This window comes from Actinomadura geliboluensis (assembly GCF_043197915.1).
GTDB lineage: Bacteria > Actinomycetota > Actinomycetes > Streptosporangiales > Streptosporangiaceae > Spirillospora > Spirillospora geliboluensis.
Map to the genome: position 1 here is coordinate 19563 of NZ_JBICUA010000025.1, position 26162 is coordinate 45724.

The 26162-nt window shown below is 72.4% G+C and carries 23 protein-coding genes and 1 riboswitch; of the genes, 19 read left to right on the forward strand and 4 right to left on the reverse strand.

Annotated features, from left to right (window positions below):
* The first annotated feature begins 104 nt into the window (after positions 1-104).
* The 5 genes from ACGFI1_RS44185 (at position 105) to ACGFI1_RS44205 (ending at position 7059) form a co-directional block, all read left to right on the forward strand.
* Positions 105-2078 (forward strand): TerD family protein, encoded by a 1974-nt coding sequence (locus tag ACGFI1_RS44185; protein WP_392793621.1) that lies wholly within the window; start codon positions 105-107, stop codon positions 2076-2078.
* A 133-nt stretch (positions 2079-2211) separates the two neighbouring features.
* Complete coding sequence (locus ACGFI1_RS44190; RefSeq protein ID WP_301176146.1) at positions 2212-2499, forward strand: DUF485 domain-containing protein; 288 nt, start codon at positions 2212-2214, stop codon at positions 2497-2499.
* The gene (locus ACGFI1_RS44195) at positions 2496-4160 is read left to right on the forward strand and encodes a solute symporter family protein (protein ID WP_392793622.1); all 1665 of its coding nucleotides are present in this window, start codon (positions 2496-2498) and stop codon (positions 4158-4160) included. The genes ACGFI1_RS44190 and ACGFI1_RS44195 overlap by 4 nt, the downstream gene beginning before the upstream one ends.
* Positions 4161-4433: 273 nt before the next feature.
* Positions 4434-6647, forward strand: coding sequence for a S8 family serine peptidase (locus ACGFI1_RS44200; protein ID WP_392793623.1), 2214 nt, complete (start codon positions 4434-4436; stop codon positions 6645-6647).
* Positions 6648-6756: 109 nt separating this feature from the next.
* Positions 6757-7059: an SHOCT domain-containing protein gene (locus ACGFI1_RS44205; RefSeq protein ID WP_364547565.1), complete on the forward strand. Its 303-nt coding sequence runs from the start codon at positions 6757-6759 to the stop codon at positions 7057-7059.
* 79 nt (positions 7060-7138) lie between these two features.
* Here the strand turns inward: ACGFI1_RS44205 and ACGFI1_RS44210 are convergent, their stop codons facing one another.
* On the reverse strand, positions 7139-7801 hold the full coding sequence (locus tag ACGFI1_RS44210) for a MarR family winged helix-turn-helix transcriptional regulator (protein WP_364547568.1): 663 nt from the start codon (positions 7799-7801) through the stop codon (positions 7139-7141).
* Positions 7802-8125: 324 nt separating this feature from the next.
* Here ACGFI1_RS44210 and ACGFI1_RS44215 point away from each other — a divergent pair, with 324 nt between their 5' ends.
* From ACGFI1_RS44215 to ACGFI1_RS44225, 3 genes are all read left to right on the forward strand, one after another.
* Complete coding sequence (locus ACGFI1_RS44215; RefSeq protein WP_387078406.1) at positions 8126-8482, forward strand: DUF3263 domain-containing protein; 357 nt, start codon at positions 8126-8128, stop codon at positions 8480-8482.
* 19 nt (positions 8483-8501) lie between these two features.
* Positions 8502-9326, forward strand: coding sequence for a trehalose-phosphatase (gene otsB, locus ACGFI1_RS44220; protein ID WP_392793624.1), 825 nt, complete (start codon positions 8502-8504; stop codon positions 9324-9326).
* 619 nt (positions 9327-9945) lie between these two features.
* Positions 9946-10752, forward strand: coding sequence for a hypothetical protein (locus tag ACGFI1_RS44225; protein WP_392793625.1), 807 nt, complete (start codon positions 9946-9948; stop codon positions 10750-10752).
* A gap of 69 nt (positions 10753-10821) precedes the next feature.
* Here the strand turns inward: ACGFI1_RS44225 and ACGFI1_RS44230 are convergent, their stop codons facing one another.
* Positions 10822-11439 carry a PadR family transcriptional regulator gene (locus ACGFI1_RS44230; protein WP_392793626.1) on the reverse strand — a complete coding sequence of 206 codons (618 nt, stop codon included), beginning with the start codon at positions 11437-11439 and terminating at the stop codon, positions 10822-10824.
* Positions 11440-11596: 157 nt separating this feature from the next.
* Positions 11597-13690 (reverse strand): serine/threonine-protein kinase, encoded by a 2094-nt coding sequence (locus ACGFI1_RS44235; protein ID WP_392793628.1) that lies wholly within the window; start codon positions 13688-13690, stop codon positions 11597-11599.
* Between ACGFI1_RS44235 and ACGFI1_RS44240 the strand changes: the two genes are divergently transcribed.
* Positions 13684-14235, forward strand: coding sequence for an RNA polymerase sigma factor (locus tag ACGFI1_RS44240; RefSeq protein WP_089330928.1), 552 nt, complete (start codon positions 13684-13686; stop codon positions 14233-14235). The genes ACGFI1_RS44235 and ACGFI1_RS44240 overlap by 7 nt on opposite strands.
* A gap of 115 nt (positions 14236-14350) precedes the next feature.
* Positions 14351-15373: a sulfotransferase family protein gene (locus ACGFI1_RS44245; RefSeq protein WP_392793629.1), complete on the forward strand. Its 1023-nt coding sequence runs from the start codon at positions 14351-14353 to the stop codon at positions 15371-15373.
* Positions 15374-15395: 22 nt separating this feature from the next.
* Here the strand turns inward: ACGFI1_RS44245 and ACGFI1_RS44250 are convergent, their stop codons facing one another.
* Entirely contained in the window at positions 15396-16886 is a 1491-nt protein-coding gene (locus tag ACGFI1_RS44250; protein WP_387078398.1) for an alpha,alpha-trehalose-phosphate synthase (UDP-forming), read from the reverse strand.
* A 131-nt stretch (positions 16887-17017) separates the two neighbouring features.
* Here ACGFI1_RS44250 and ACGFI1_RS44255 point away from each other — a divergent pair, with 131 nt between their 5' ends.
* The 9 genes from ACGFI1_RS44255 (at position 17018) to ACGFI1_RS44295 (ending at position 25742) form a co-directional block, all read left to right on the forward strand.
* A complete protein-coding gene (locus tag ACGFI1_RS44255; protein ID WP_386877061.1) occupies positions 17018-17956 on the forward strand; it encodes a cation diffusion facilitator family transporter in 939 nt (312 codons plus the stop codon).
* Positions 17957-18070: 114 nt separating this feature from the next.
* Positions 18071-18211: riboswitch (SAM riboswitch) on the forward strand.
* A 15-nt stretch (positions 18212-18226) separates the two neighbouring features.
* A complete protein-coding gene (gene thrC / locus ACGFI1_RS44260; RefSeq protein ID WP_387078395.1) occupies positions 18227-19471 on the forward strand; it encodes a threonine synthase in 1245 nt (414 codons plus the stop codon).
* Positions 19472-19485: 14 nt separating this feature from the next.
* Positions 19486-19761, forward strand: coding sequence for a MoaD/ThiS family protein (locus ACGFI1_RS44265; protein WP_089330924.1), 276 nt, complete (start codon positions 19486-19488; stop codon positions 19759-19761).
* Between the two features lie 60 nt (positions 19762-19821).
* Positions 19822-20214 carry a DUF5959 family protein gene (locus ACGFI1_RS44270; RefSeq protein ID WP_138638698.1) on the forward strand — a complete coding sequence of 131 codons (393 nt, stop codon included), beginning with the start codon at positions 19822-19824 and terminating at the stop codon, positions 20212-20214.
* A gap of 27 nt (positions 20215-20241) precedes the next feature.
* On the forward strand, positions 20242-20592 hold the full coding sequence (locus ACGFI1_RS44275) for a hypothetical protein (protein ID WP_392793630.1): 351 nt from the start codon (positions 20242-20244) through the stop codon (positions 20590-20592).
* A gap of 1429 nt (positions 20593-22021) precedes the next feature.
* Positions 22022-23650 carry a chaperonin GroEL gene (groL, locus tag ACGFI1_RS44280; protein ID WP_089330919.1) on the forward strand — a complete coding sequence of 543 codons (1629 nt, stop codon included), beginning with the start codon at positions 22022-22024 and terminating at the stop codon, positions 23648-23650.
* 156 nt (positions 23651-23806) lie between these two features.
* Positions 23807-24391, forward strand: a complete 585-nt coding sequence (locus ACGFI1_RS44285; protein WP_392793631.1) for a phospholipid scramblase-related protein — start codon at positions 23807-23809, stop codon at positions 24389-24391.
* A 345-nt stretch (positions 24392-24736) separates the two neighbouring features.
* Positions 24737-25324 (forward strand): phospholipid scramblase-related protein, encoded by a 588-nt coding sequence (locus tag ACGFI1_RS44290; protein ID WP_301177557.1) that lies wholly within the window; start codon positions 24737-24739, stop codon positions 25322-25324.
* Positions 25325-25385: 61 nt separating this feature from the next.
* Complete coding sequence (locus ACGFI1_RS44295) at positions 25386-25742, forward strand: hypothetical protein (protein ID WP_392793632.1); 357 nt, start codon at positions 25386-25388, stop codon at positions 25740-25742.
* Positions 25743-26162: the final 420 nt, after the last annotated feature.

Below are 26162 nucleotides of genomic sequence, written 5' to 3' on the forward strand. Positions count from 1 at the left end.
GCGCCGGTGCGATCCTCGGAACAGGCCCGCTCCCGGCCGCGGCGGCGCCCGCGGTGGCCGACGACGCACATCCGGTCGAAGCGGGGAGTGGCGCGGTGCAGCAGATGCGCAAAGGGGCCAATGCCGAGCTGGCGAGCCTGACCGAGGCGGCGGGCCCGGTCACCGTGGCGTTGCGGTGGTCCGACCCGTCCGGCGGCGCGGCGGCCGGCGGCGGGGAGGCCGGCGGCGGGGAGGCCGACGTGGCCGCGCTGCTGCTCGGGCCGTCCGGCAAGGTCCGCGACGACGCCGACTTCGTCTTCTACAACCAGCCGGCCACCCCGGACGGCTCGGTCCAGCTCCTGGGCAAGACGCCCACCGGCGGCGGCAGCGAGGACCGCATCATGCTGGACCTCGCGTCCCTCCCGGCGGACGTGGAGCGCGTCGTTCTGACGGCGAGCCGGTACGCCGGGGCCACGTTCGGCGATCTGGACGACCTCGGCCTCACGCTCTACGACAGCTCCGGCGCCGCCCTGCTGGGGTTCGACATCACCGACGCCACGGCGGAGACCGCCTTCGTCTTCGGCGAGCTGTACCGGCGTGGCGGCGGCTGGAAGTTCCGGGCGGTCGGCCAGGGCTACGCGACGGGCCTCGCGGGCCTGGCCGGTGACTTCGGCATCGCCGTGGACGACCGCGAGGACGAGGAGCGTCCCGAGCAGCCCGAAGAGCACGCGGAGAAGACGCCCGCCGCCGAGCCCGATGCCGCGGCGCCGGCGCCCCACGGCGTGCCGGACGCCCGGACCGCCCCGCGGCGGCGCGTCCGGACGGCGAAGAAGCGCAGCACGCTGCCGAAGGCCGCCAAGGTGGACCTCGCCGACCATCCGTCCTGGCAGGGCGCACGCCTGTTCTCGGTCGCGGGCCTGCGCAGCGAGCACGAGCGCGAGGTGCGGGCCACCTCGACGCTGCTGGCCGTGATGACGCAGGTGCCCGAGTTCGGGCGGCGGCTCACCGCCCGGTTCGGTGCCCCGGCGGGCACCCTGCAGACGTTCGTCGAGACGCCGTTCAAGCACGGCGACACCAAGGTCCGTCCGGATGGGGTGGTGCGGGTCGCGCGGGCGGGCCGGATCTGGACGGCCCTGATCGAGACGAAGACCGGCGGCAGCCCGCTCAAGGCGGAGCAGGTCGAGACCTACTTGGAGGTCGCGGCCAGGAACGGCTACGAAGCCGTCATCACGCTGTCGAACGACCTGGCGCTCGACGATGAGCACCCCCTCACGGTCGACAAGCGGCGGCTGCGCAAGACCGCGCTGCGGCACCTGTCCTGGGCGGAGGTCGCGCACGAGGCGCACATGCTCTGCCACCACCACGGGGTCGCCAGTTCCGTCCACGCGTGGATGCTCGGCGAGCTGCTGCACTACCTGCGCCATGACGGTGCGGGATGCCAGGGCTTCCGGGACATGGGGCCGTCGTGGGTGCCGCTGCGCGACGCGATCGCGGCGGGCACGCTGCGGCCCGGCGACCGGCACGCGGAGCGGGTGGCCGAGAGCTGGGAGCGGCTCGTCCGGCAGCTGTGCCTGCGGCTCGGTGGGGAGACCGGGCTGAACGTGGCGCCGATGGCGCGCCGCAGGCGGTCCGGTGCGGCCACCCGGCGGGCGGCGATCGCGGCGTCCCTGGTGGAGTCCGGGCGGATGGACGCCGAGCTGCGGATCCCGGACGCGGGCGGGCCGGTCCGCGTCGAGGCCGACCTGCGGACCGGGCGGATCGAGACGAGCGTGGAGATTCCGGCGGCGGTACGGGCGCGCGCGCTCACCCGTGTGCAGTGGCTGCTGCGGCAACTGTCGGACGCGCCATCGGAACTGCGCGTGGAGGCGCTGCCGGACGGACGCGGTGAAGGGCCGTGCGACCTGCTCAAGAACCTGCGGAACGAACCCGGCCTGCTCGTGCCGGGCTCAGGTGATCTGGCCGCGTTCCGGCTGACCCTGCCGACCGGTATGGGCACCAAGCGGGGGACGGACGAGACGGGCTTCGTGCGGAGCGTCGACGCCGCCGTGGACCGGTTCCACAGCGAGGTGCTCAGCGTCGTCAAGGTCGAGGCGGAGTAGCGCCGGGGCGGGGGCGTGGGCGGGCAAGGGTCTTCCCAAAGGCTCGCCAAACGTGAGTCGTCGGACATGAATCTTCGCTCTCATAGTGCACTCGAATCGATGCGAAGAGTCACGTTCGGTCAGGGGGGCCAAAATGGTGGGTGGGCTCGCGCCCGTGGCGGAGTACGAGCGGTTCCGGCTGCTCAGGAGGCGGTTCCGGCGGGCCGCGGCGGTGGTCGCCGGCACGTTCCTCGGGTGGTACTTCGTCTATGTCGGGTTGGCAGCGTTCGCTCGGGACTTCATGGCGCGGCCGGTCGCCGGGCACGTCAACGTCGCGCTGCTGCTCGGCCTGCTGCAGTTCGCCTCGACGTTCGCGCTCGCCTTCGGGTACGCCGCCTATGCGCGGCGGCGGCTGGACCCGCTGGCCGGTGAGCTGCGGTGACCGGACGGTCACTGACGTTCGGGCTGTTCGTCGCCTTCGTCCTGATCACCCTCGGCATCACGCTGTGGGCGCGGGCGCGGACCCGGGGCGCCGACGACTTCTACGCGGGCGGCCGGACGTTCTCCAGCGCGCAGAACGGCATCGCGCTCGCCGGCGACTACATGTCGGCGGCGTCCTTCCTCGGGATCGCCGGGATCATCGCGCTGAACGGCTACGACGGCTTCCTGTTCTCCGTCGGGTTCATGGTGGCGTGGCTGCTCGCGCTGCTGCTGGCCGAGATGCTGCGCAACGCGGGCCGGTTCACGATGGGGGACGTCTTGGCGCGGCGGGTGCGGCGGCAGGCGCCGGTGCGCCGGGCCGCGGCCGTGTCCACCGTGACCGTGTCGGTGTTCTACCTGCTCGCGCAGATGGTCGGCGCGGGGGCGCTGGTGTCGCTGCTGCTCGGCATCCACCGGGGCGAGCGGTTCCTCGGCATGGACGCCGGCACGGCGAAGACGGTCACGATCGTCGCGGTCGGCGCGCTGATGATCTTCTATGTGGCGTGCGGCGGGATGAAGGCGACCACCTGGGTGCAGATCATCAAGTCCGCGCTGCTGCTGGCGGGGGCGGTCGTGCTGACCGTGCTCGTGCTCGGCAGGTTCGGGTTCGACCCCGGCGCGCTGCTCGGGTCGGCCGCCGACGCCAGCGGGCGCGGTGAGAAGTTCCTGCGGCCGGGCCTGCGGTTCGGGCAGGACGTCCCCGGCGACGCGTACCAGACGATCGTGAACAAGCTGGACTTCATCAGCCTGGCGCTGGCGCTCGTGCTCGGCACCGCCGGCCTGCCGCACATCCTCGGCCGGTTCTTCACCGTCCCGGACGGGCGCTCCGCCCGGAAGTCGGTGACCTGGGCGATCGGCCTTGTCGGCGCCTTCCACCTGATGACGCCCGCGCTCGGCTTCGGCGCGGCGGCACTCGTCGGACGAGAGGCGATCGTCGCGCAGGACCCGTCCGGCAACACCGCCGCCCCGCAGCTCGCGCAGGCCGTGGGGGAGCACGTCGGCGGCCGGGCCGGCGGGGAGGTGCTGCTGGCGTTCATCGGCGCGGTGGCGTTCGCGACGATCCTCGCGGTCGTGTCGGGGCTGGTGCTGGCGTCGTCGACGTCGCTCGCGCACGACTACTTCGGCCAGGTGCTGATGCTCGGCCGGCCGCGCGAGTCGCAGGAGGTGGCGGTCGCGCGGTTCGCGGCGCTGCTGGTCGGCGCGCTGGCGATCGTCCTCGCGGTGGCGGCCCGGAACCTGAACGTGGCGTTCCTGGTCGCGCTGGCGTTCGCGATCGCGGCGGCGGCGAACGTCCCGGTGATCGTGCTGTCGCTGTTCTGGCGGCGATTCAACGCGGCCGGGGTCGTCGCCGGCATCTACGGCGGGCTGACCGCCTCGCTGGTGCTGGTCGTCCTGTCGCCCGTCGTGTCCGGGAAGACCGACCCGGCGACGGGGGAGAGCCTGTCGCTGCTCCCGGCGGGCGTCGACTTCCACCTGTTCCCGCTGGAGAACCCCGGCCTGGTCTCGATCCCGATCGGGTTCCTGTGCGCGGTCGCCGGGACCCTGCTCGGACGGGACGAGGCCGACACCGAACGCTACGACGACCTGACGGTCCGCGCGCTCACGGGGGCGGGCGCGCACTGACGGCGGCCGCGCGCCGGTGACCGGTTGGTCATGGCGAGGGGCCCGTACCGGCGCGGGCACTGCCGTCCGAGGGTGCGGGCGGGTTAACATTCCGTTCCGCCCTCCCGTTACCGATCAGTATGGGACGCCTGGCGGGACGGGGGGCCGCAGTGCGCGGCCGCACCGTCCGGGCCGGGGGTTCAATGTGCCGAGTGCCCGGGCGGGGCCCGGTTCGCGTGGCAGAATGTCAGCCGCCGTGGAGCGCGGCGGTGTGCCGGAGGGAGGTGCGGCGGCGTGTCCGAAGCCGGTCGACGCCGTCCGGGGCGTACCCGACCGGCCCTGTCCCCGCACCGGCTCGGTGCCCGGGCGACCGCGGCCCTCACCGTCCTCACCCTCGGCGCGGCCGTGGCCGTGCCGGTGGCGATGGTCTCCGGTGACGAGCGGGAGGCCGGGCAGCGCGCCGCCCGCGGCGCGGCCGCGGGGGCGGCGGCCGGGGCCCTCGTCGGCGCGCCGACCGACACGATCCGCTCGCGCGAGTGGCATCTGAAGGTCCTGCGCACCCAGAAGGCGTGGAAGTACTCCAAGGGACGCGGCGTCACCGTCGCCGTCCTCGACACCGGCGTCGACGGCGGCCACCCCGACCTCAGCGGCCGCGTCATCAGCGGCCCCGACCTCACCGGCGGCGTCCGGAACCCCGGCAGCCGCTACTGGGGCCTGCACGGGACGTCGATGGCCAGCATCATCGCCGGCCACGGGCACGGCCCCGGGCTGGAGCAGGGCATGATGGGCGTCGCGCCGCTCAGCCAGATCCTGTCCGTGCGCGTCACGCTGGAGAACGACGACCCGCTGCGCCGCGACAACGGGCCCCAGTCCGGCACCGGCGAGCACGACGCCGTCGCCCAGGGCATCCGCTACGCCGTCGACCACGGCGCCGGCATCATCAACATGTCGCTCGGCGGCGGGCGCCAGTTCTACAACGGCACCAAGTCCCAGGAGAGCGCGATCAAGTACGCGCTCTCCAAGGGCGTCGTGCTGATCGCCTCCGCCGGCAACGACGGCTCGGGCGCCAACCGCAAGAACTTCCCCGCCGCCTACCCGGGCGTGATCGCCGTCGGCGCGCTCGACCGGCGGCTGCGCCTGTGGAAGGACAGCAACCGCCGCTCCCACGCCGCCGTGTGCGCGCCGGGCGTCGACATCGTCAGCGCCGACTCCAGCAACGGCTACGTCGTCGGGACGGGCACGAGTGCGTCGTCGGCGATGGTCGCCGGAATCGCGGCGCTCATCCGGTCCCGCTACCCGAAGCTGTCCCCGGCCGAGGTCCGGCAGGCGCTGATCCAGGGCTCCCCGGCCCGCGCCGGCCACCCGACCGGCTCGCCCACCTGCCGCGGGACGGTCGACGCGGTGCGCGCGCTGGTCGCCGCGCACAACATCAACAAGACCTCCAGCGGGCCGGTGGAGACGCCGCCGCCCGCCGCGCCCAGCCCGGCCCCGGTCGCGGAGTCCCCGGCGCGGGACGCCGGCGTCCTGCTCCCGCTCGTCCTCGGCGGCGGGGGCCTGCTCGTCGCCGTCGGGCTCGTGCTCGGCTGGCGGCAGCGGCGCCGCCCGGAGGAGGACGCCGAGGAGACCGACGCCGTCCCCGACTACGGCCTGCCGTCCGCGCCCGCCGCGCCGCGCGAGCCCGCCCCCGTCCCGGCCGCCGCGCCGGTCTCGGCCGGGCCGGACGCCGCCGACCCCGGGTTCGCCCCGGTCAACGTGCCGCTCTGGCAGAACACGGAGGCGTACCGCGGCCCGCCCCTGGCACCGGAGATCCCGCCGCGGCTCGGCATCTCCTGGGACGAGCGCGAGGACGACTACCGGGACGGTCACGCGGCGCCCGGCCCCGGCCCCGGCCCCGCCCCGCGTGCCGATCACGGCGGCATGCCGCTTCCGCCGCCCATCGAGCCGAAGCAGCCGCCGATCATGCGGCACGAGATGCGCCCGTTCGTGCCCGGCGAGTTCGCGTCCGGCACCAACGGGCACGACCTGCTGAACGGCAGCGCCGGGGGCAACGGACGGCACGCCGGGGGCCGCCACGGTGCCGACCAGAACGCCGCCGACCTGAACGGCATCGAGCTGGACGGCGCCGAACTGGACGCCGCCGAGTTGGACGCTGCCGGATTGGACAGGGCCGACCTGAACGGCACCGACCCGAACGGCATCGACCTGAACGGCTCCGTCCCGGACGCCCAGGCCCTCGACGACGCCGACTGGGAGGAGTTCCGGCGCGGCGCCCTCGGCCCGCTCACGGCGCCGGAGCCGGAGCAGGAGGCGCCCGCTCCGCCCGCCGCGGTATCCCCGGAGCCGCCCGACGACGTCCTCCCGCCGCCCGTACCTCCCGTGGACGAGGAGCCGGCGGACGGCGGCCCGTTCGGCCCGCCCGCGGCCGCGGAGGACGACGGCCCGCACGGCCGGGGCTCGCGGCACGCCCGTCCCGCCGAGGACGAGGACTACCGGCCCCCCTGGTGGTGATCGCGGTACTCCGGCGGGCGTAGCCCGGGTGTCTCCGGCGGGCCGATGCGGCACCCCGGACCTCTCGCCGAGCATCGACGTATCCGCACACAGGAAGGGTCGATGAACCATGATGACGACACTGGCGGCACAGGCGGCGCAGGTCGCGGCGATGCACCCGGGCGGCTGGCAGGACGGGGACGCGCCCGCCTTCTGGCCGGTCTTCCCGATCACGTTCGGGCTGTTCTGGCTCGCCGTGCTGGGGGCCGTGTTCTACCTGATCCGCCGCCGCACCGGCGGCGGGAGCGCCTCGACCGCGGCGCCCGACCCGCTCGCGAAGGCGCGCTCGGTGCTGGCCGAGCGGTTCGCCCGCGGGGAGATCGACGAGGACGAGTACCTCAGGCGCACGTCCGCGCTGCACAACTCCGATTGACCGCCGCCCGGCGCGGCGGCGCCGCCGGCCGACCGCGGCAGGGGCCGCGGTTCGGTCGGCGGCGGCCTTGCGGGGCGCCTCAGTCGGCGGCGGCCTCTTCGAAGATCCGGCCGATGCCGTCGGAGTACTCCGGGGCGCGGGCGGCGGCGTCGGCGAAGCGGGTGAGCAGCCGGGCGAACTCGGCGCGCTCGCCCGCCGTCCAGCCCGCCATCAGCGCGTCGAGGTAGGCGCGGCGGGACCGGTCGGCGACCCGCTTGACGCGCAGCCCGGCCTCGGTCAGCCCGAGGTTGGCGCGGCGCGCGTCGACGGGGGACGGGCGCCGCGTCACCAGCCCGGCGTCGATGGCGTGCCCGACCAGCCGGCTCGCGGTGGACGGGTCGATCTCCAGCCGCTCCGCGACGGCGCCGACCGTCACCTCGCCGGGCCGGCCGCCCGCGCACTCCGGGCGGGCGGCGGCGGTGAGGGCGGCGACGGCGTTCACCACCATGAGGTTGGACAGCTGCAGCGGCCGTCCGTCCGCGCAGGCGGAGGTCTGGGCGCGGATGCGCCGCATGAGGTCGGGCTTGGCCCACACGCGCCGCAGGTGGAACAGCGCCATCGCGACATCGGCGAGCACGGGGTCCGGAGGCTGCTCGTCCGGCATCGTGTCCGGCGGCGCCCCCGACGACTCAGGCGACGACTCGGGCGGCACCGGCGCGTCCGGCTCGGCGGGCCGTCCCGTGGCGGGGGTCTCCGTCGCCATGCAGGTCTCCGTTCGCGAGTCGGACGCCGGACGTTGCGGAACTCCCCACTCTAACGTATGTAGTCTGCATATGATTGGGGTCCGCGAGACAGGTGTTCCCCCTGAGACACACGGTGCGAAAGAGCCGCAGGTGAAGCGGGATGTGATGCACTGAACCACCGGCCCCGTTCACGCTGAACCACCGGAACTTGTCGGCTCGGACGCGTAGCATGGCACCCGCCCGAACCCGGACGACCCGGGATCAGTAACCACAGAGGGGACCTGATGCGAGCGGCGAACGCCCCCGGAGACCCCCGCGGTGACGTCCCCCCACAGGACGGAAGCATGGACGATGGCCGACCCCCGCGACCACTGACCGACGACGCCGCCCTCGACGGCGCGCTCGACGACGACGAGGAGGGCGGGCCGGACGCCGCCGCCTTCCCCACCGACCGCCTCTCCGACCGCGAACGGCGGATCCTCGCCTTCGAGCGGCAGTGGTGGAAGTACGCCGGCGCCAAGGAGCAGGCCATCCGCGAGCTGTTCGACATGTCGGCGACGCGGTACTACCAGCTCCTGAACATCCTGATCGACCGGCCCGAGGCGCTGGAGTGCGACCCCATGCTCGTCAAGCGCCTGCGCCGGATGCGGTCGCAGCGGCAGCGCAGCCGCGCCGCGCGCCGACTCGGCATCCGGCCCTGAGCCGACCACACTGGGTGGCGTGAACTCTCCTCCCCGCTCCGTGACGGACGCCGGCGCCGCCGGTCTCGACGCGATCCGCGCGAACCCGGCCGGGTCCGTGCTCGGCTTCGACTTCGACGGCACGCTGGCGCCGATCGTGGCCGACCCGGCCGCGGCCCGGGCTCATCCCGGCGCCGCCCCCGCGCTCGCCCGGCTGGCCCCGCTGGTCGGCGCCCTGCTGATCATCACCGGCCGGCCCGCGTCGGTGGCCGTCGAGTACGGCGGCCTCGCGGGCATCGACGGGCTCGTCGTCCTCGGCCAGTACGGGCTCGAACGCTGGGAGTCCGGCGTGCTGACCGAGCCGGAGCCGCCGCCGGGAGTCGCCGAGGCGCGCGCGAAGCTGCCCGGTGTCCTCGCCGCGGCGGGCGCACCGCCCGAGACCTTCGTCGAGGACAAGGGCCAGGCCCTCGCCGTGCACACGCGGCGCTGCGCCGAGCCGGAGGTCGCGCTCGAACGGCTGAGGAGCATCCTCGCCGCGCTCGCCGAGCGGACGGGGCTGACCGTGGAGCCGGGACGGCTCGTCCTCGAACTGCGCCCGCCCGGCATGGACAAGGGCAAGGCGCTCCGCTCGTTCGTCGACGGCCTCAGCGCCCGCCCGTCCGCGGTGCTGTTCGCCGGCGACGACCTTGGCGACCTCGCCGCGTTCGACGCCGTTGACGAGCTGCGCGGTGAGGGAGTGCCCGGCGTGCTGGTGTGCAGCGGTTCCGCCGAGGTCACCGCGCTGGCCGAGCGGGCGGACGTGGTGGTCGACGGCCCGTCCGGCGTGGTCGATCTCCTCGGCGGTCTGGTGGACGGCCTGTCCTGACCCCTTCCCCGGCCGGGCGCTTGTCGGAGAGGTGACAAGTGCGCTGACCGGCTTTGTCGCATCTCGCGCGACTCCGGGGCCGCCCGTGGACCGCAAGTCCAATTGGGCCAAAATAGGGTGAACTGCGGTAAGCGTGGTTCACGGGGGACCACGCGAGGACAGGGGAGGCTTGACGGTGGACATGGAACCGGGAGTCCCGCGCGGTCCGGACGGAGCCGGGCACACGCCCGCCCACGGCCTCCCCAGGGCCACGCCACGGGAGGGCACGCCCGTGCGGCCGCCGGGCGCCCCGATCCCACCGGGCGCGCCGAACCGTCCCATCGTCCAGACGCCGCCCGCCGCCGAGGCGCCCCCGCGCGTCTGGGGGACGCCCCCGCCCGCCGCGCCGCCGGAGCCCGTCCTGCCTCAGCCGGGCGGACTCCCGCAAACCCTCAACATGCCCACGTCGTCCGCCTACCCCACCAGCCCCGCCCAGCCCGCGGGCCCGGCGCAACCAGGCCCCATCGTGGAGCCCGGTCGCCCTGCAGACCTCAACCCCACCGCGCAGCCCGTTGGAGGTGCGCAGCCTGGTGGTGGTGCGCCAGGTGTTCAGGGGACTGGGGACGCGGAGTGGGCCGGGGTGCCCGAGGCGCAGGAGCCTTACTCGCGGCGTGCGGAGCGGTCGTCCACGACCGGGCCGATGGGGGTGCGCGAGACGAGCGGCGTGCAGGTCCGGCTCGGATCGCGGGAGCGGGAGCGCGAGCGGCGGGCGCGCCGCCGGGCGGGGCGCCGCAGCGGGCTCGTCGCGGCGGGCGTGCTCGTGCTGGCCGGGTTGGTCACGGCCGGCCTCATCCTCACCCCCGGATCGGGCGACGATGGCGGGACGGGCGCGGCCCCGGCCGCCGGGGAGCAGCCCCCGGCCGGCACCGGCGAGCTGCCCGACGCCGGGAAGCCGATCACGGTCGGCACCGCCGACGGGTCCCAGTACAGGATCGCGGCCGTGACGGACGGGGTCAGCGGCGGCGTGGAGACGGCGTCGCAGTCCTCACCGCCGTCGGGGACGTCGTTCGCCTACATCGAGTACATCCTCAGCAACCCGACGCAGAAGCAGGTCCTGCTCGACTTCCCCGGCGACGTGTTCGTCAGGCGGAACCTCGTCACGGCGGACGCGCGCGGCCGGTGCATGCCGCAGGCGGGCGTCCCCGAGGACATGTGCACGCCGCCGACCAAGAGCCAGGTCGTCCGGCATCTCGCGGGCGCCGCGCTGGTGTCGGGGGACGGCGGCGACAAGTACATGCCGCCGGGCTCGGCGTTCCTGGTGCGCGCCACGGTGGACGTCCCCGTCGAGCGCGGCATCAAGCGCTCCGACATGGGCCTGTACGTGTGGAAGCAGCTCTACATGGCGGACCAGCTCGCCAAGCGGGCGCCCTTCCCGCGCGGAGACTGAACACGGAACCGCCGCGGCCCGTTGTGGGCCGCGGCGGTTCCTGTCGTGCGGGGTGACCCGCCGCCGGGTTCACTCGGCTTCGGGGTCGTCGGCGAGGATCCCGTAGAGGCGGCGGCGGGCGTCGTTGACGACGTCCAGCGCGCGCGCCTTCTGCGCCTCGCTGCCGACCGCCATCACCTGGTGGAGGGCACCCATCAGCTGGCCGACGGCCTCGCGTCCACGCAGGACGTTCTCGCCGGCGGCCTCGGTGACCTCGTCCCAGGGGGCGGTGGTCTGCGCCGACACCTCCTCACGGCCGGTGTCGGTGAGGGAGAACAGCCGCTTGCCGCCCTGCTCCTCGCTGCTGACCAGGCCCTCGTCCTCCAGCATCTGGAGGGTCGGGTAGACCGAGCCGGGGCTCGGCCGCCAGACGCCGCCGGTGCGGCCGTCCAGCTCCTGGATCATCTCGTAGCCGTGCATGGGGCGCTCGGCGAGCAGGGCGAGCAGTGCCGCCCGGACGTTGCCGCGCCGGGTCCGCCGGCCGCGCCCACCGCGGCCGTGATGGCCGGGGCCCGGACCGCCGGGGCCGAACCCGGGTCCGCCGGGACCGAAGCCCGGACCGCCCCACGGGCCGAACGGCCCGCCGCGGCGCCCGCGCTCCTGGGGTCCCCAGAAGCCGTCGCGCCTTCGCATCGTGTGCTCGTGCATCGCGGTCTCCTTTACTAGTGATCGGTTGCGATGCATTAACGATATATCGGAAACATGTCGCACGCAAGCCTCGGGTGCCGGCGCATGCGAAACGCGCCCCGCGAGGTGGTCCTCGCGGGGCGCGTTTCGAGAGGTGGGCGCTCGGCGGCGCGCCGGGTCAGGGGCCGGTGACCTTCAGGTGGTCCAGGATGTCCTTGGTGGCCTCGCGGTCGTCGGTCTCCTTGACCCTGATCCACAGGCCGAACTTGCCGGCCTTGTCCTTGAGGCCGATCTCCGTGACCGACGGCGTGCCGACCTTGCAGGCGGTGAAGCGGGTGATCGTCCCGCTGAGGGCGCCGTCCGGCGTCGTGTAGTTCTCCGGCGCGGCCTTCGTGCACTGCGGGTGGGCGGCCGCGCTCGGCGGCGGCAGCTGGCCGGGGCGCAGGTCCGTGGTGACGCCGATGAAGACGCCGGGGCCCTTGCCGTTGCCGAGGAACGCCGCCTTGTCCGGGGTCGCGCGCAGCACCGGCCGGGCCTGCGGGTCGTTCAGCTGGACGGTGGACGGCGACCACGTCTGCTCCTGGCCCTTCGGCCACGCCTTCGGCACCGCGGTCTTGATCTTGCCCGCGGCGTCGGAGACGGCGACGAAGTCCTTCGGGACGGCCGGCGTCTTCTTCTTGTCCTTGTCGCCCCCGCCGTCCCCGCCGGAGAACAGCAGGCCGAGCGTCAGACCGCCGACGAGCGCGACCGCCAGCACGACCACGGTGATGATCAGCGGCGTGACGAACTTCTTGGGCGCGCCGCCGCCGGGCCCGCCGGCGCCGCCGCCCCCGAGCCGGCTCATCAGCCCGCCGCCCTGCTTGCCGCCGGGCCCCTGGCCCTGTCCCTGCCCCTGTCCCTGGACCGGGGGCGCCTGGAAGCCCGTGGGCGGCAGCGGGCCGCCGTAGGGGCCGGGCGGGGGCGGGCCCATCGGCTGGCCGGGGGCGCCGCCGCCCTGCGGAGGCGGCTGCGTCGGGAAGACCGCCGTCTTGTTGTCGCCGCCTTGCGCCGGCGGCGGCTGCTGGTAGGCGACCGTGCGGTCATTGTCGTTGTCCGGGGACGTGGGCCCCTCGGGCTGCCCGAACGGGACGGCGCGTCCGCCCGGCTCGTCCACGATCGTCGCCTCCGCACCGGCCTGAGGGCGCGGCGGGAGGCGCATCTCGGACGTGTGGACGTCGTCCTCCATGGGCTGGTCGAGCCGGGTCTGCATGTCGGCCGGGCCCGCCGGCCCGGCGGCGGGCGCCGGGGGACGTGCCTTGGAACCGTCCCGGTAGAAGTCCTGCACGGTCGCGTCCGCGTCGATCCGCGGGCCGTGCGGCGCGGGTACGGGCGCGGGCTGCGCCGGCGGCCCGGCTTGCACGGGTTGCGCAGGAGGCGCCGTCGTCGGACGCAGCGTGGACAGGGCCTCCGCGAACGCCTCCGCGGTCGGCCACCGCTTCTCCCGCTCCACCTCCAGCGCCCGCATGATGACCTGGTCGAACGCGGGCGGCAGCCCTTCGCGCAGCTCGCTCGGCGGCGACTTGACCGGGGCCGGGCCGGGGGCCCGTCCGGTGATCATGTGGTAGGTCAGCGCGCCGAGCCCGTACACGTCGGCGCGGACGTCCAGCCCGCCGCCGAACCGCGCCTGCTCCGGCGACATGTAGCCGGGGGTGCCGACAGGCAGCGTGAACGCCCCCGACGCGTGCGCGAGGGCCTTGGCCAGGCCGAGGTCGGCGATGAGCAGCTTCTCGCCGCCGTCCGGCGTCGACTGGAACAGCACGTTGGACGGCTTGAGGTCCCGGTGGATCACCCCGAGCGTGTTGATCACCTCGACGCCGTAGGCGATCTGCTCGGCCAGCGCGACCACCTCGCTGACCGGAAGTGGCCGTTCGCGCATCCGGTCGCCGAGCGTCCCCCGGTCGGCGTACGACATCACGAAGTAGGGGCGGCCGTCCGGCAGCTCCCCGATGTCGTGGACGCGGACGAGCCGCTCGGAGTCGGCGCGGCGCAGGATCCGGGCCTCCTCCAGGAACCGGTTGCGCACGTCCAGATCGTCGATCAGATTGCTGTTCAGGACCTTGATGGCGACCTGTGACTCCAGGGCGTCGTCGTGCCCCAGCCACACCGAGGCGAACGCCCCCGAACCCAGGACGCGATCGATTCGGTAACGGCCTACAGCTGGTGGGAAAGACACTCCCGTATCATCCCAGCAAACGGGGTGACCCCGCGAACGAGCAATGAGGCGGCATGGCATTCGACGAGAGGACCGAGGAGCTGGCGGTGAGGGCCGCCCAGGGCGACCAGGGCGCGCTCAACGAGCTCCTCCGCAAGATCGAGCCGGACGTGCTGCGGCACAGTTCGCGGTTCCTGCCGTGCCGGCAGGACGCCGAGGAGGCATGCCAGGACGCACTGCTCCAGGTCGCGCGCAACATCCACCGGTTCGAGGGCCGGTCGCGGTTCAGCACCTGGCTGCACGTGGTCGTCGCCAACTCCGCCCGCTCCACCTACCGGTCGCTGAAGCGGCGCTCGGTCGAGCAGGCGGGCGAGCTGCCCCAGCAGCGCCCCGACCCGCGCCGCACCAGCGTCATCGCCGGTTCCCGGGTCGACATCCTCGACGCCATGGAGGACCTGGAGGCCCGCAAGCCCGACCTCATCCAGGCCCTCGTCCTGCGGGACGTGTCCCAGCTGGAGTACGCGGAGATCGCCGAGCAGCTCAAGCTGCCGCTCGGCACGGTCAAGTCCCGCATCCACGAGGCGCGCAAGCAGGTCAGGCAGACGCTGGGCGAGTCCTACACCTGACGGTCGGCGGTGCGGCCCGGCGGCGCCGGGCCGGCCGTCAAGGGTCGGTCATCGACCGGTCACGGTGCGTCAAGAACGCAGGCCGCGGCATGCGCGCGTCCACCAGCATCGGTGCATGCCATCAGGACCGGCCTCCCGTCACGACCGCCCGATCTTCGTCCTCGGCTGCGCCCGCTCGGGGACGACGCTGCTGCGGCTGATGCTCCACTCGCACCCGCGCATCGCGATCCCGGGGGAGACGAAGTTCGTGCTCCCCGCCTATACGGGGCGGTGCGACTTCGGTGACCTCGCGGAGAGCAAGAACAGGCGCGCCCTCGCGGAGTGGATCATGGGCGACCGGTCGACCAAGGTGCACGCCCTCGGCCTGGACGCCGACGCGGTCATCGAGGAGATCGTCGCCGGGCCGCCCACGCTCGGCTCCGCGCTCGGCACCGTCTTCCGCGCCTACGCGCGGCTGCACGGCAAGCCGCGCTGGGGCGACAAGCGGCCGAGCTACGCCCGGTACGCGAGCACGCTGCTGCGGATGTTCCCGGACGCGCAGTTCGTCCACCTCGTCCGGGACGGCCGGGACTGCGTCGCCTCGCTGCTGGAGATGCCCTGGTACGACGGCGACGTCCACCACGCCATCTCGCTCTGGCGGGAGACGATCGACCAGGGCCGCCGGCTCGCGCACCGCCTCGGCCCCGACACCTACTACGAGCTGCAGTACGAGCGGCTCGTCGCGGACCCCGCCGACGAGCTGGCGCGGCTCTGCGGGTTCCTCGGCGAGGACTTCGACCCGGTGATGACGCATCCGGAGGGGCTCGCGCGGCGGACCGTCCCGTCCCGCAAGCGGTGGCACGGCCGGACGCACGACGCCGTCAACACGGGCCGCATCGGGTCGTGGGCGGAGCGGCTCGACCCCTGGGAGATCAGCCTGGCGGAGGCCGCGTTCGGGGAGCGGCTCGCCGAGTACGGCTACGAGCCGAGCGGCCTGCCGAAGCCGCCCGCGTCGCAGCTCGCCCATTTCACCCGGGTCAGCGCCCACCGCCGGATGGCGCAGAGCAAGGACGCGCTGCGCGAGCGCTGGAAGCAGCGCCACGAGCCGAACCCGGTCGAGTGCAAGCTGCCAACCGAGACGTCCACCAGCGCCGGCTGACGCGCCCGCAGCGCGCCGCGGGTCAGTCCAGGGCGGCGAGCTGGTCGGCGAACCAGCGCTGCGGCGGGAGGGCCGCCGCGGCGGCGGCGAGGCGGGCGCAGCGCTCGGACCGCAGCCCGCGCGGCATCAGCAGCGCCTGGTGCAGGGTCTCCGCCGTCTGCGACACGTCGTACGGGTTGACCATCAGGGCGTCCTCCGACAATTCGGACGCCGCCCCCGCCTCCCGTGAGAGAACGAGCGCGCAGCCCTGCTCCGACAGGACGGGCCCTTCCTTCGCCACCAGGTTCATGCCGTCCCGGATGGGGTTGACCAGCAGGACGTCCGCCAGGCCGTAGGCGGCGAGCGACCGCGGATAGTCGTCGTTCACCTGGAGGATCAGCGGATCCCAGTCGGCCGTGCCGAACTCCTCGGTGATCTGCGCGGCCATTCGCTGGACGGCCGCGGTGTACTCGCGGTACTCGGGCAGGTCGTAGCGCGACGGATAGGCGAACGCCAGATGCACCACGCGCCCGCGCCACTCGGGATGGTTGACGAGCATCTCCCGGTAGGCGGCGAGGCCGCGCACGATGTTCTTCGACAGTTCGGTCCGGTCGATCCGCACGATGAGCTGGCGGTCGCCCACTTGCTCCTTCAGCGCGCGGGCCCGCTCCACTACGTCCTGCTGGGACGCGCGCTTGCGCAGTGCCGCCTCGTCCACGCCGAGGCCATGGACGCCCACGTGTGTGGTGTGCCCTGCGCAGGTGACGGTCCGGGCCGACCGGTCGACGCGCGCACCCGGAAGCAGTTCGCAGCAGTCGAGGAACGCCGAAGCCCACCGCTCAGTGAGGAACCCGGCGTGGTCGGCGCCGAGTATGCCCATCAGGACCTGCGCCCCGATGTCGTCCGGCAGCAGCCTGAAGTACTCAGGCGGCGCCCAAGGCGTGTGGGAGAAGTGGACGATCCTCAAGTCGGGCCGACGGTCCCGCAGCATCCGCGGAGCGAGCGACAGGTGGTAGTCCTGGATCGCCGCCTTCGCGCCATGGGAGGCGTCCCGTGCCAAGGCGTCCGCGAAGGCCGCGTTGTACGCCTCATAGGACTGCCAGTCACGCCGTGCGCGCGCGTCGAAATGAGGGCTGCGCGGGGTGTCGTACAGCAGGTGGTGGACGAACCACAGCGTCGAGTTGGCCACGCCGTTGTACGCACGGTCGAAGGTCGCCTCCGGGATGTCGAGCATCCGTACGGCCGCGCCACCGGTGTCGTAACCCGCCAGGTCTATGCGGCCGTCCGGTGAACGGCGAGCAGCAGTCCGATCGCCCTCACCGAGGCTCGCGCACACCCACAGCACGTCCGCGGCTGAAGAAGGCGCCTCCGCCTGCTGCGCGGGACGTGGCGGCCCAGGGTCGCGCGGGGCGCCCGTGACGGCGGCCAAGCCCGACACCAGCCCGCCCCCACCGCGCCGCATGGCCAGCTCCCCGTCCTCCGACAGCGAGAACGACACAGGGCCTCGGTTGGACGCCACCAGCACTTGGCTCATACCGGCAGGGTCTCAGTTGGGACGCAGGCGCTCCACAGTGACCCGCGTGGTTTGCACCACGGGCGCCGCAAGCCCCCGCGGCGGCCGGATCCGGCGCGATTAGCGGGCGGCGCGCGGGGTAACCGATTCGGATGAGCAGGTCCGAGACGACGAAGACCGTGCTCGTCGCCGGAGCGGCCAACCTCGTCCTCGCGATCGTCAAGCTGGTCGCCGGCCTGCTGGCCGGATCCAGCGCGATGCTCGCCGAGAGCGCCCACTCCGTGGCGGACACCCTCAACCAGTCCTTCCTCCTCGCCTCGCTGCGGCGCAGCGAACGCCCCCCCGACCGGCGGCACCCCTTCGGCTACGGCAACGAGCGGTACGTCTGGTCGCTGCTCGCCGCGTTCGGCATCTTCATCGCCGGCGCCGGGTTCTCGATCTTCGAGGGCGTGCTGACCATGACCGGTCACGGCGGCACCGGCACCGCGGTCTGGCTCGCCTACGCCGTCCTCGCCCTCGCCGCCGTGCTGGAGGGCACGTCCTGGATACGCGCCTTCTACCAGGCCCGCAAGGAGACCCGCGAGAACGGCCGCGACCTCGTCGAGCACGTCCGCCGGTCGCCCGACCTGACGTTCAAGACCGCGCTGTTCGAGGACAGCGCCGCGATGGTCGGCCTCGCGCTCGCCGCCGGCGGGCTGGTGCTGCGGCAGCTGACCGGGTCGGACTTCTGGGACGGGCTCGCGTCCGTCCTCATCGGCGTGCTGCTCGCCGGGCTCGCGCTGCTGATCGGCCGGGAGAGCTCCGTCCTGCTCATCGGGCGGGCCGCCGACCCCGCCGACCAGCGCGTGATCCGCGCGGAGATCCTCCGCGCGCCCGGCGTGACCGGCGTGGACGAGCTGCTCACCATGCACTTCGGGCCCGAGCAGCTGCTCGTCGCCGCCAAGGTCAACTTCTCCGACGCGATCAGCGCCGACCAGGCCGAGGACGTCGCCGGCGAGATCGACCGGCGGCTCCGCGAGCGGATCCCGATCATCCGGCACGTGTTCCTCGACCCGACCCAGCGCCCCGCGCGCGAGGGGTCGGCGGCGTGATCAAGACCTCATCCGGGTACCGTCTCAACCGGTGGACCCGGCTGTCTGGCATCCGGTCAGTTCATGTAAAGTCACGCATACGAGTTCAAAGCACTCGTGACGACAACTGAATACCGCTCATCCAGAGGGGTGGAGGGACCGGCCCTGCGAAGCCCCGGCAACCACCCGGCTGTGGCGCGTCGCGATCCTGCGAGGCCGGCCGGGAGATGGTGCCAACTCCGGCCTGCGACCAAGGTGGCGCAGGGAAGATGGGGAGAAAGGCCTCGCTTCATGGCACTCACGCCTGCCACAGACCTCGGACCCGCGACCGCGCTCGTCTGCCGCGAATGCGGCACCACCCGCGATCTCGGCCCTTTCTACGCCTGTGAAGAGTGTTTCGGCCCCCTGGAGATCGCCTACGACTTCCAGGGCGTCACCCGGGAGTCCATCGCGTCCGGGCCCCGCAACATCTGGCGGTACCGCGGGCTGCTGCCCGTCCCGGCGAACGTCGCCGACACCCCCAACACCGAGCCCGGCCTGACCCGGCTCGTCCGCGCCGACAACCTCGCCGAGAGCCTCGGCCTGCAGAGCCTGTGGGTGAAGGACGACAGCGGCAACCCGACCCACTCGTTCAAGGACCGCGTCGTCGCCGTCGCGCTCGCCGCCGCCCGCGAACTCGGCTTCAAGGTGCTGGCCTGCCCGTCCACCGGCAACCTCGCCAACGCGGTCGCCGCCGCCGCGGCCCGCGCCGGGATCCGCAGCGCCGTGTTCGTCCCGTCCAACCTCGAAGCCCAGAAGATCATCACGACGGCCGTGTACGGCGGGACGTTCGTGACGGTCGACGGCAACTACGACGACGTCAACCGGCTCGCCTCGGAGATCGCCGGGGAGCAGGACGACTGGGCGTTCGTCAACGTCAACGTCCGGCCCTACTACGCCGAGGGCTCCAAGACGCTCGGCTACGAGATCGCCGAGCAGCTCGGCTGGCGGCTCCCGGACCAGATCGTCGTCCCGGTCGCGTCCGGCTCCCAGCTCACCAAGATCGACAAGGCGTTCCAGGAGCTGATCAAGCTCGGCCTGGTCGAGGACCGCCCGTACCGCGTGTTCGGCGCCCAGGCCGCCGGCTGCGACCCGGTCGCCGCCGCGTTCAAGGCCGGGCACGACGTCGTCCGCCCGGTGAAGCCGGACACGATCGCCAAGTCCCTCGCCATCGGCAACCCGGCCGACGGCCCCTACGTCCTGGACGTCGCCCGCCGCACCAACGGCGCCGTCGAGGATGTCACCGACGCCGAGGTCGTCGAGGGCATCCGCCTCCTCGCCCGCACCGAGGGCATCTTCGGCGAGACCGCCGGCGGCGTCACCGTCGCCACCCTCCGCAAGCTGATCGACGCGGGCACCCTCGACCCCGCCGCCGAGACCGTGATCATCAACTCCGGGGACGGGCTGAAGACCCTGGACGCCGTCGCCCCGGTCGTCGCACCGTCCGCGAACATCGCCCCGTCCCTGGAGGCGTTCCGCGCCGCCGGCCTCGCCTGAGAAAAGGAGCACCCATGAGCGTTTCCGTGCGCATCCCGACGATCCTGCGGACCTACACCGGCGGCGAGTCCGAGGTGAAGGCGGAGGGCGCGACCCTGCGCGCCGTCGTCGCCGACCTGGAGGCGAGCTACGCCGGCATCTCCGCCCGCATCCTGGACGACGCCGGCAAGATCCGCCGCTTCGTCAACGTCTACGTCGGCGACGAGGACGTCCGCTTCGCCGACGGCCTCGACACCGCCACCCCCGACGGCGCGCAGATCTCGATCATCCCCGCCGTCGCCGGAGGCTGACGCCCCGCCCGCCGCCCGGTCCCGTCCGCACGGGGCCGGGCGCGGGTCTACGATGGCGCGGTGCCAGCGGAACTGATCAACCTCGCCGACGACCTCGGGAACAGCGTCGTGCTGCGGGTGACGGGCCAGGAGAGCCACGGCCTCACCGGAGAGATCGAGGTCGGCAGCTATTTCGTCAGCGGCGGCATCAAAACCTGGCTGGACGCCGAAGACCTCACCGCCTGGGAAAAGGTCCTCGACACCCTGGCACAGGGAGGCGACGCCGCCTGGCGTGAGGGCCAGCGCGCGACCGAGATCCACCTGGAAATCGATGACTACGACCGCGTTCACGTGGCCGTAGTCGACTCGCACTCTTTCCTGGTGACCGTGGAACTCACGATCGAAGTCGCCGACGACTGGCTGGCGGACCACCGCGAACGCCTGGCGACCGTCCGCGCACTGCTCCCCGAATAAGGGACGCGCACCGATAGCCTCCACCGCGTGAGCGACGACATCCAGCAGGTTCAGCCACTCGACTCCGCGATAGCCGAAGAGTGGCTGCGCAAGACCGACGAGCCGGACCTGCGCGCCGTATCGGCTTCCAAACTCCGCGAGGGCCCGTGGTGGCACGTCAGCGTCTGGGTCATGGAATTCATCCGCACTGACCCCCTCGAATCCGAACTGCGCCACCGCATCGCCGACGCACTGAGCGCCGTCCCCGGCGTTACGGACGTCGAGGAGGAGGACCGCGAAGTCTGGACAGTGACCGGCGACCCGACGGGCAAGGCCCTGGTCGAAGCAGCAGCGCAGGTAGTGGACGATTTCTCCGACCAAACCCGCACCGCTCTCTAGCATCTCCGGCCCGACCGGGCCGGGCACAGCTACGCCGCCCGTGACTTCACGGATTACCGCGACTAGCGCACTCTCGACGAGTTCGCCCTGGAGGCAGCGCGCCCGGCATATCCCGACGGACCTCGACGACCCCGAACAAAGCGCCGACGAGATCCTCGCCTATCGTCCCATCGCCCTCTAATCCGGATCACGAGTTGCTCTGAAGCGCCGCTAGAAACTCATCTGCCGGCCCTTCTCAATGCGACCAGATTGACCGGGCAGACGTCGCCGCAAACGCGTTCTCCGAAAGCGCCCAAAAGCCAGGTGCCGAGCAACTGTCATTGAGTGACAAGGTGAGCATCCGTCCGTCGAGAACCAGTTCGTGCGTGAACTCGTTAATGAGCCGCCTCGTTCGCTGACGGACGGCAGCAAGCCAGGATGCGCTCATCGATCAACGTTCCGAACTTCGGGGGCTTCGCCGATGCCCGCGCGGTGGCGGCGGCAGCGGAGCAGGCGGGATGGCTACGCCCCGCCAGCGGAGGAGGTACGCAACCTCGTCTCCTACGTGCACGGGCAGCGTGCGTCCCTACAGGACCGGCCCACGAGGCTGTCCGTTCCGTGACTGTTCCGTGCCACCCGGGGCACGGCCAGAGGCGACGGGCTAGGCTTACCTCCCGGAAGGGGAGTATCCCCAAAGTGGCGAGCCCGTCATCACGTCCGTCCATGGCGGACCGGGCCGTTCGGCCGTGGCGTTCGCACGGCGGGAGAGACCTTCGGAGCTGCTTTTCTGCTGCCCGGAGGTCTTCATGGGCGAGGCCCAGAATAATTTCGGAAACATCGCGCTGCTCCCCGGGCTCGGGGCGTGTCTTGTCGCTCTGATCCTCTTCACTCTCATCGCCGTCGTCATCGTCCCGGCGGTGTGGTCGAGGACGCCGGAGCGACGCGAGGCGGCGTTGGTCGTGCTTCGCCTGCTCCTCCGTCACCTGTCCGAGCGGAGGGCGGCTCGCATCAAGCGAGGGTCGAGTTCCTCGCGGCGCCGCTCCTGACCGTCGCGGCGCGGCCGCCGGCGCGTCCGGTAGCGGCCTGGACCCCTCCCACCTCCGCTGCCGAACGCGCGGAACAGGACGTCGTTGCCGCTGGACGAGCACGTTCAGAGGGGCGCGGCGACACACCCGTGAGACTCCCGGAAAAGCTCCCGTCGCAGGTGAGAACGGGTCTGGACGGGTAGGTGAACCTTCCCCCGGCGAGGATGTGTGGCGCTTGCACTCGGCAGGGTAGAGTGCTAAACAAACGGTTGGCACTCTGCTGTGGAGAGTGACAGCTTCACAGTCTGGGTCGGGGCGATGAGGCCTCAGTCCGGCGGCGGAATGGAAGTCGTCGGCGGGGGCCGTCCGTCGCGGGCGTCGGCTCGATCCGTCTAAGCCACCTTGTTCCGGGAGGACTGGAGCCTATGGCTGCAAAGATGATCGCGTTCGACGAGGAGGCCCGTCGCGGTCTCGAGCGCGGCATGAACCAGCTGGCCGATGCCGTAAAGGTGACCCTTGGTCCGAAGGGTCGCAACGTCGTGCTGGAGAAGAAGTGGGGCGCCCCCACGATCACCAACGACGGTGTGTCGATCGCCAAGGAGATCGAGCTCGAGGACGCGTGGGAGAAGATCGGCGCGGAGCTCGTCAAGGAGGTCGCCAAGAAGACCGACGACGTCGCGGGTGACGGCACCACCACCGCGACCGTGCTGGCCCAGGCGCTGGTGCGCGAGGGTCTGCGGAACGTGGCCGCGGGCGCGAACCCGATGTCGCTGAAGCGGGGCATCGAGGCCGCGGTCGAGCGGGTCAGCGAGGAGCTGTCCAAGCTGGCCAAGGACGTGGAGACCAAGGAGCAGATCGCCTCCACGGCGTCCATCTCCGCGGGCGACCCGCAGATCGGCGAGATGATCGCCGAGGCGATGGACAAGGTCGGCAAGGAAGGCGTCATCACGGTCGAGGAGAGCCAGACCTTCGGTCTGGAGCTCGAGCTCACCGAGGGGATGCGCTTCGACAAGGGCTACATCTCGCACTACTTCGTGACCGACCCCGAGCGGATGGAGGCGGTCCTCGAGGACCCGTACATCCTGATCGTTCAGGGCAAGGCGTCGGCCAACAAGGACCTGCTGCCCGTCCTCGAGGGCGTCATGCAGTCCGGCAAGCCGCTGCTGATCATCGCGGAGGACGTCGAGGGCGAGGCCCTGGCCACCCTGGTCGTCAACAAGATCCGCGGGATCTTCAAGTCCGTGGCCGTGAAGGCCCCGGGCTTCGGCGACCGCCGCAAGGCCATGCTGGGCGACATCGCCACGCTGACCGGCGGCCAGGTCATCAGCGAGGACGTGGGTCTCAAGCTCGAGAACACCACGACCGACATGCTGGGCCGCGCCCGCAAGGTCGTCATCACCAAGGACGAGACCACCATCGTGGACGGCGCCGGTGACGCCAACGAGATCGCGGGCCGGGTCAACCAGATCCGCACCGAGATCGACAACACCGACTCCGACTACGACCGCGAGAAGCTCCAGGAGCGCCTGGCCAAGCTCGCGGGCGGTGTCGCGGTCATCAAGGCCGGCGCCGCGACGGAGGTCGAGCTCAAGGAGCGCAAGCACCGCATCGAGGACGCCGTCCGCAACGCCAAGGCCGCGGTCGAGGAGGGCATCGTCCCCGGCGGTGGCGTCGCGCTGCTGCAGGCCGGCACCAAGGCGTTCGACAAGCTGGAGCTCGCGGGCGACGAGGCCACCGGTGCCAACATCGTCAAGCGCGCTCTGGAGGAGCCGCTGAAGCAGATCGCCGTGAACGCCGGCCTCGAGGGCGGCGTCGTGGTGGAGCGGGTCCGCAACCTCACCCCGGGTGAGGGCCTGAACGCCGCCACCGGCGAGTACGTCAACATGTTCGAGTCGGGCATCCTCGACCCGGCCAAGGTGACCCGGTCCGCGCTGCAGAACGCCTCGTCGATCGCCGCGCTGTTCCTGACCACCGAGGCCGTCATCGCCGAGAAGCCCGAGAAGAACCCGGCCCCGGCGGGCGGCATGCCCGACGCCGGCGGCATGGACTTCTGATCGGCGACGCGTAACCGACGCGACATGAGAGGGGCGGCCCCGCGGGCCGCCCCTTTTGTGCGCCCGGCGTCCGGAGGACCATCACGGCGGACGAGGGCGGGAGGCGGTGCGGCACCGGTTCCGCGAGCCGTGGTGGTGCTGCCATCATTCGGGCGCATGACCGACCTGTTCAACTCCCCGGTACTGCGAATCGACCAGCCGCGCGGCGCGCCGGCGGCCCGTTCCCGGTACAAGGTCTCCGACGGCCGCGGGAGGCTGCTCGCCGCGGCGGAGGAGCGCGATGTGTCGCTGCTCCGGCAGGCGGTCAGGACGGCCCTCGGCGGCAGCGACGGCCGCCGGATCGTCCATGTCGAGGACGCCCGGGGCGTCCCGCTGCTCATCGTGGACAAGGAGAACAAGAGAAGGACCCGGGTGAACACCGCCGAGGGCGTCCACATCGGGTCGGTGCAGAACCGCGAGCGCTACGACTACGCGCTGCTGGACGCGGCGGAACGTCCCATCGGCCACCTGAACGGCAGCCGATTCGGCCGCAAGTTCCCAGTGCTGGACGTCCACGGGAACCACGTCGCGCAGCTCGACAAGAAATGGAAGGGCGCCGCCACGGAGGCGCTGACGACCGCCGACCGGTACTCGCTGGAGATCTTCCGGCCGCTCGCCGACCCGCTCCGGGTCCTGGTGGTCGCCGCCCCGCTCGCGATCGACCTGATGCTGTACGAGTCCAAGGACTGGCCGATCGAATGACCCGTCCACTGGCGGCGACCTGGTCCTCCTGATGGGCGGAGCCCCGAGCCCAAGCCGAGCAAGCGATCACCACATCGGCCGGAGGGTGGCCCCACGGCCTGCTCAGAGCGCGCTTGACCGGAACAGAAGTATTTCTCGAAGGATGCCTTGACTCCCGTTCCCGCAGGTCAGCGACCCGCCGTCCGGGCCCGGCACGGCCGGTGGGCGGGCCCGGACCGGGAAAGAGCTTCCCCTGCGCGTCCGGCGTTGGCAGGATCGCCGGTTGGACGCCGTCGCATGACGAGGGCGCGGAGGTCGGGAAGTGACGCGGTCCGCGCACATGCGGCTGATGAGGCAGGAGAACGCGTGAGCGAAGTGTTCAGCTCCCCGGTGCTCAGGATCGAACAGCCTCGCCGGGGCCCGTTCGCGAAGTCGCGGTACAAGGTGATGGACGGTGACGGAACCGTCCTGGCCATCGCGGGGCAGACGAATGACGAGGGCCGTTCAGAGATGCGGGGCCTGCTCCCGGGCAAGTCGAACCTCGACGCGCGGGCCGTCACGCTGACCACTCCGGACGGCGAGCCGCTGCTGATCGTGGACAAGCAGAGCGGGCGCGAGTACACCGAGATCCTCCGGCCGGACGGGGAGCGGGTCGGGTCGTTCGTCACCGAACGGGTCGGCCGCCGCTACGTCATCTACGACGACGACGGCACGCTCATCGGAGCCGTGGACGTCGATGTGCCGCGCAACAACTTCCAGGTGAAGGACGCCGACGGCGGCAACGTGGCGCACGTGCGCAAGAAGTGGGCCGGGCTCGCCACGCACCTGCTGACGACCGCGGACAAGTACGCGGTCGAGATCGCCGACCCCGTCCGGGAACCGCTGCGGACCATGGCGGTCATGACCGCGATCGTCATGGACATGAACCTCCACGAGGCCAAGGAGATCACCTGACCTGCGCGTCGCCCCGCGGATGGGCCTTCACGGCGTCCGCGGGGCGGGGTACCGTCCGTTCGTGCAGGCCACGCCGGACCGGTCGAACAGCTGGCGCATCTCGCCGGCGATCCCGACGATCGCGAACTGCCTGCTGGCCGCCCTCTGGTTCTTCTCCGCGCTCGGCGGCTGGGGCGACGCCGCGTTCTGCGGCGAGGACGACGGGCACGATCCGGGATGCGGTGCCGGCTTCGACGACGCGGTGAGGCTGTCGTCCCCCGTCGCTCTTCTGGCCGCGGCGGTCGCCGTCGTCGCATGGACCGCCCGCGGTATCCGCCGCCGACCCGACCGGCTGGACGCGTTCCTGACCGTCGCGGCCCTTGCCTGGGTGCTCGCCGAGGCGGTGCTCTTCGTCGGCGGCTACCTGGCCAAGCCGTAAGTTCCGCCGTTCCTCCGGCGTTGCCGAAAAGAAACATTGGCTGCTCGGAATGTGCGGCCGAGACGCCCAAGGCGGAGTGAATCGGGACGAAGTCCAAGGTAGAACGGGTGATGTGGGCGGGTTGGTGCCGTGGGCCGGCGCGGCGGCAGGTCGACGCGGACGCGATCCGGCTGCGCGAGCCGGTTTGACGTCCCTGCCTCCTGGGCATACTGTTCACTTCGCCCCACGGGGTGCGGGACGCCTGTCGGCGGCCGGCCCGAGGGGAAACCACCAACGAATCGGTCGACATGGCTGTGCTGTGTCCGCTGTGCCGTGGTGGCGTCGGAAAGGCTCCGTTTTGACAATCGGGCCGGATCTGATGAAATAGCACCACCGCCCGGAAGGCGCCGCGAAAGCGGAATCGGATGGGCGTTATCGGAG

Bases quoted from the DNA above. Each gene is read 5' to 3' on its own strand.
- ACGFI1_RS44230 (WP_392793626.1), bottom strand. From the start codon at position 11,439: ATGCACGAGCACACGATGCGAAGGCGCGACGGCTTCTGGGGACCCCAG.
- ACGFI1_RS44255 (WP_386877061.1), top strand. From the start codon at position 17,018: ATGAGCAGGTCCGAGACGACGAAGACCGTGCTCGTCGCCGGAGCGGCC.
- ACGFI1_RS44205 (WP_364547565.1), top strand. From the start codon at position 6,757: ATGATGACGACACTGGCGGCACAGGCGGCGCAGGTCGCGGCGATGCAC.
- ACGFI1_RS44190 (WP_301176146.1), top strand. From the start codon at position 2,212: ATGGTGGGTGGGCTCGCGCCCGTGGCGGAGTACGAGCGGTTCCGGCTG.
- ACGFI1_RS44250 (WP_387078398.1), bottom strand. From the start codon at position 16,886: ATGAGCCAAGTGCTGGTGGCGTCCAACCGAGGCCCTGTGTCGTTCTCG.
- groL (WP_089330919.1), top strand. From the start codon at position 22,022: ATGGCTGCAAAGATGATCGCGTTCGACGAGGAGGCCCGTCGCGGTCTC.
- ACGFI1_RS44285 (WP_392793631.1), top strand. From the start codon at position 23,807: ATGACCGACCTGTTCAACTCCCCGGTACTGCGAATCGACCAGCCGCGC.
- ACGFI1_RS44240 (WP_089330928.1), top strand. From the start codon at position 13,684: ATGGCATTCGACGAGAGGACCGAGGAGCTGGCGGTGAGGGCCGCCCAG.
- ACGFI1_RS44235 (WP_392793628.1), bottom strand. From the start codon at position 13,690: ATGCCATGCCGCCTCATTGCTCGTTCGCGGGGTCACCCCGTTTGCTGG.
- ACGFI1_RS44265 (WP_089330924.1), top strand. From the start codon at position 19,486: ATGAGCGTTTCCGTGCGCATCCCGACGATCCTGCGGACCTACACCGGC.
- ACGFI1_RS44185 (WP_392793621.1), top strand. From the start codon at position 105: ATGCGCAAAGGGGCCAATGCCGAGCTGGCGAGCCTGACCGAGGCGGCG.
- ACGFI1_RS44215 (WP_387078406.1), top strand. From the start codon at position 8,126: ATGGACGATGGCCGACCCCCGCGACCACTGACCGACGACGCCGCCCTC.
- thrC (WP_387078395.1), top strand. From the start codon at position 18,227: ATGGCACTCACGCCTGCCACAGACCTCGGACCCGCGACCGCGCTCGTC.
- ACGFI1_RS44245 (WP_392793629.1), top strand. From the start codon at position 14,351: ATGCCATCAGGACCGGCCTCCCGTCACGACCGCCCGATCTTCGTCCTC.
- ACGFI1_RS44210 (WP_364547568.1), bottom strand. From the start codon at position 7,801: ATGGCGACGGAGACCCCCGCCACGGGACGGCCCGCCGAGCCGGACGCG.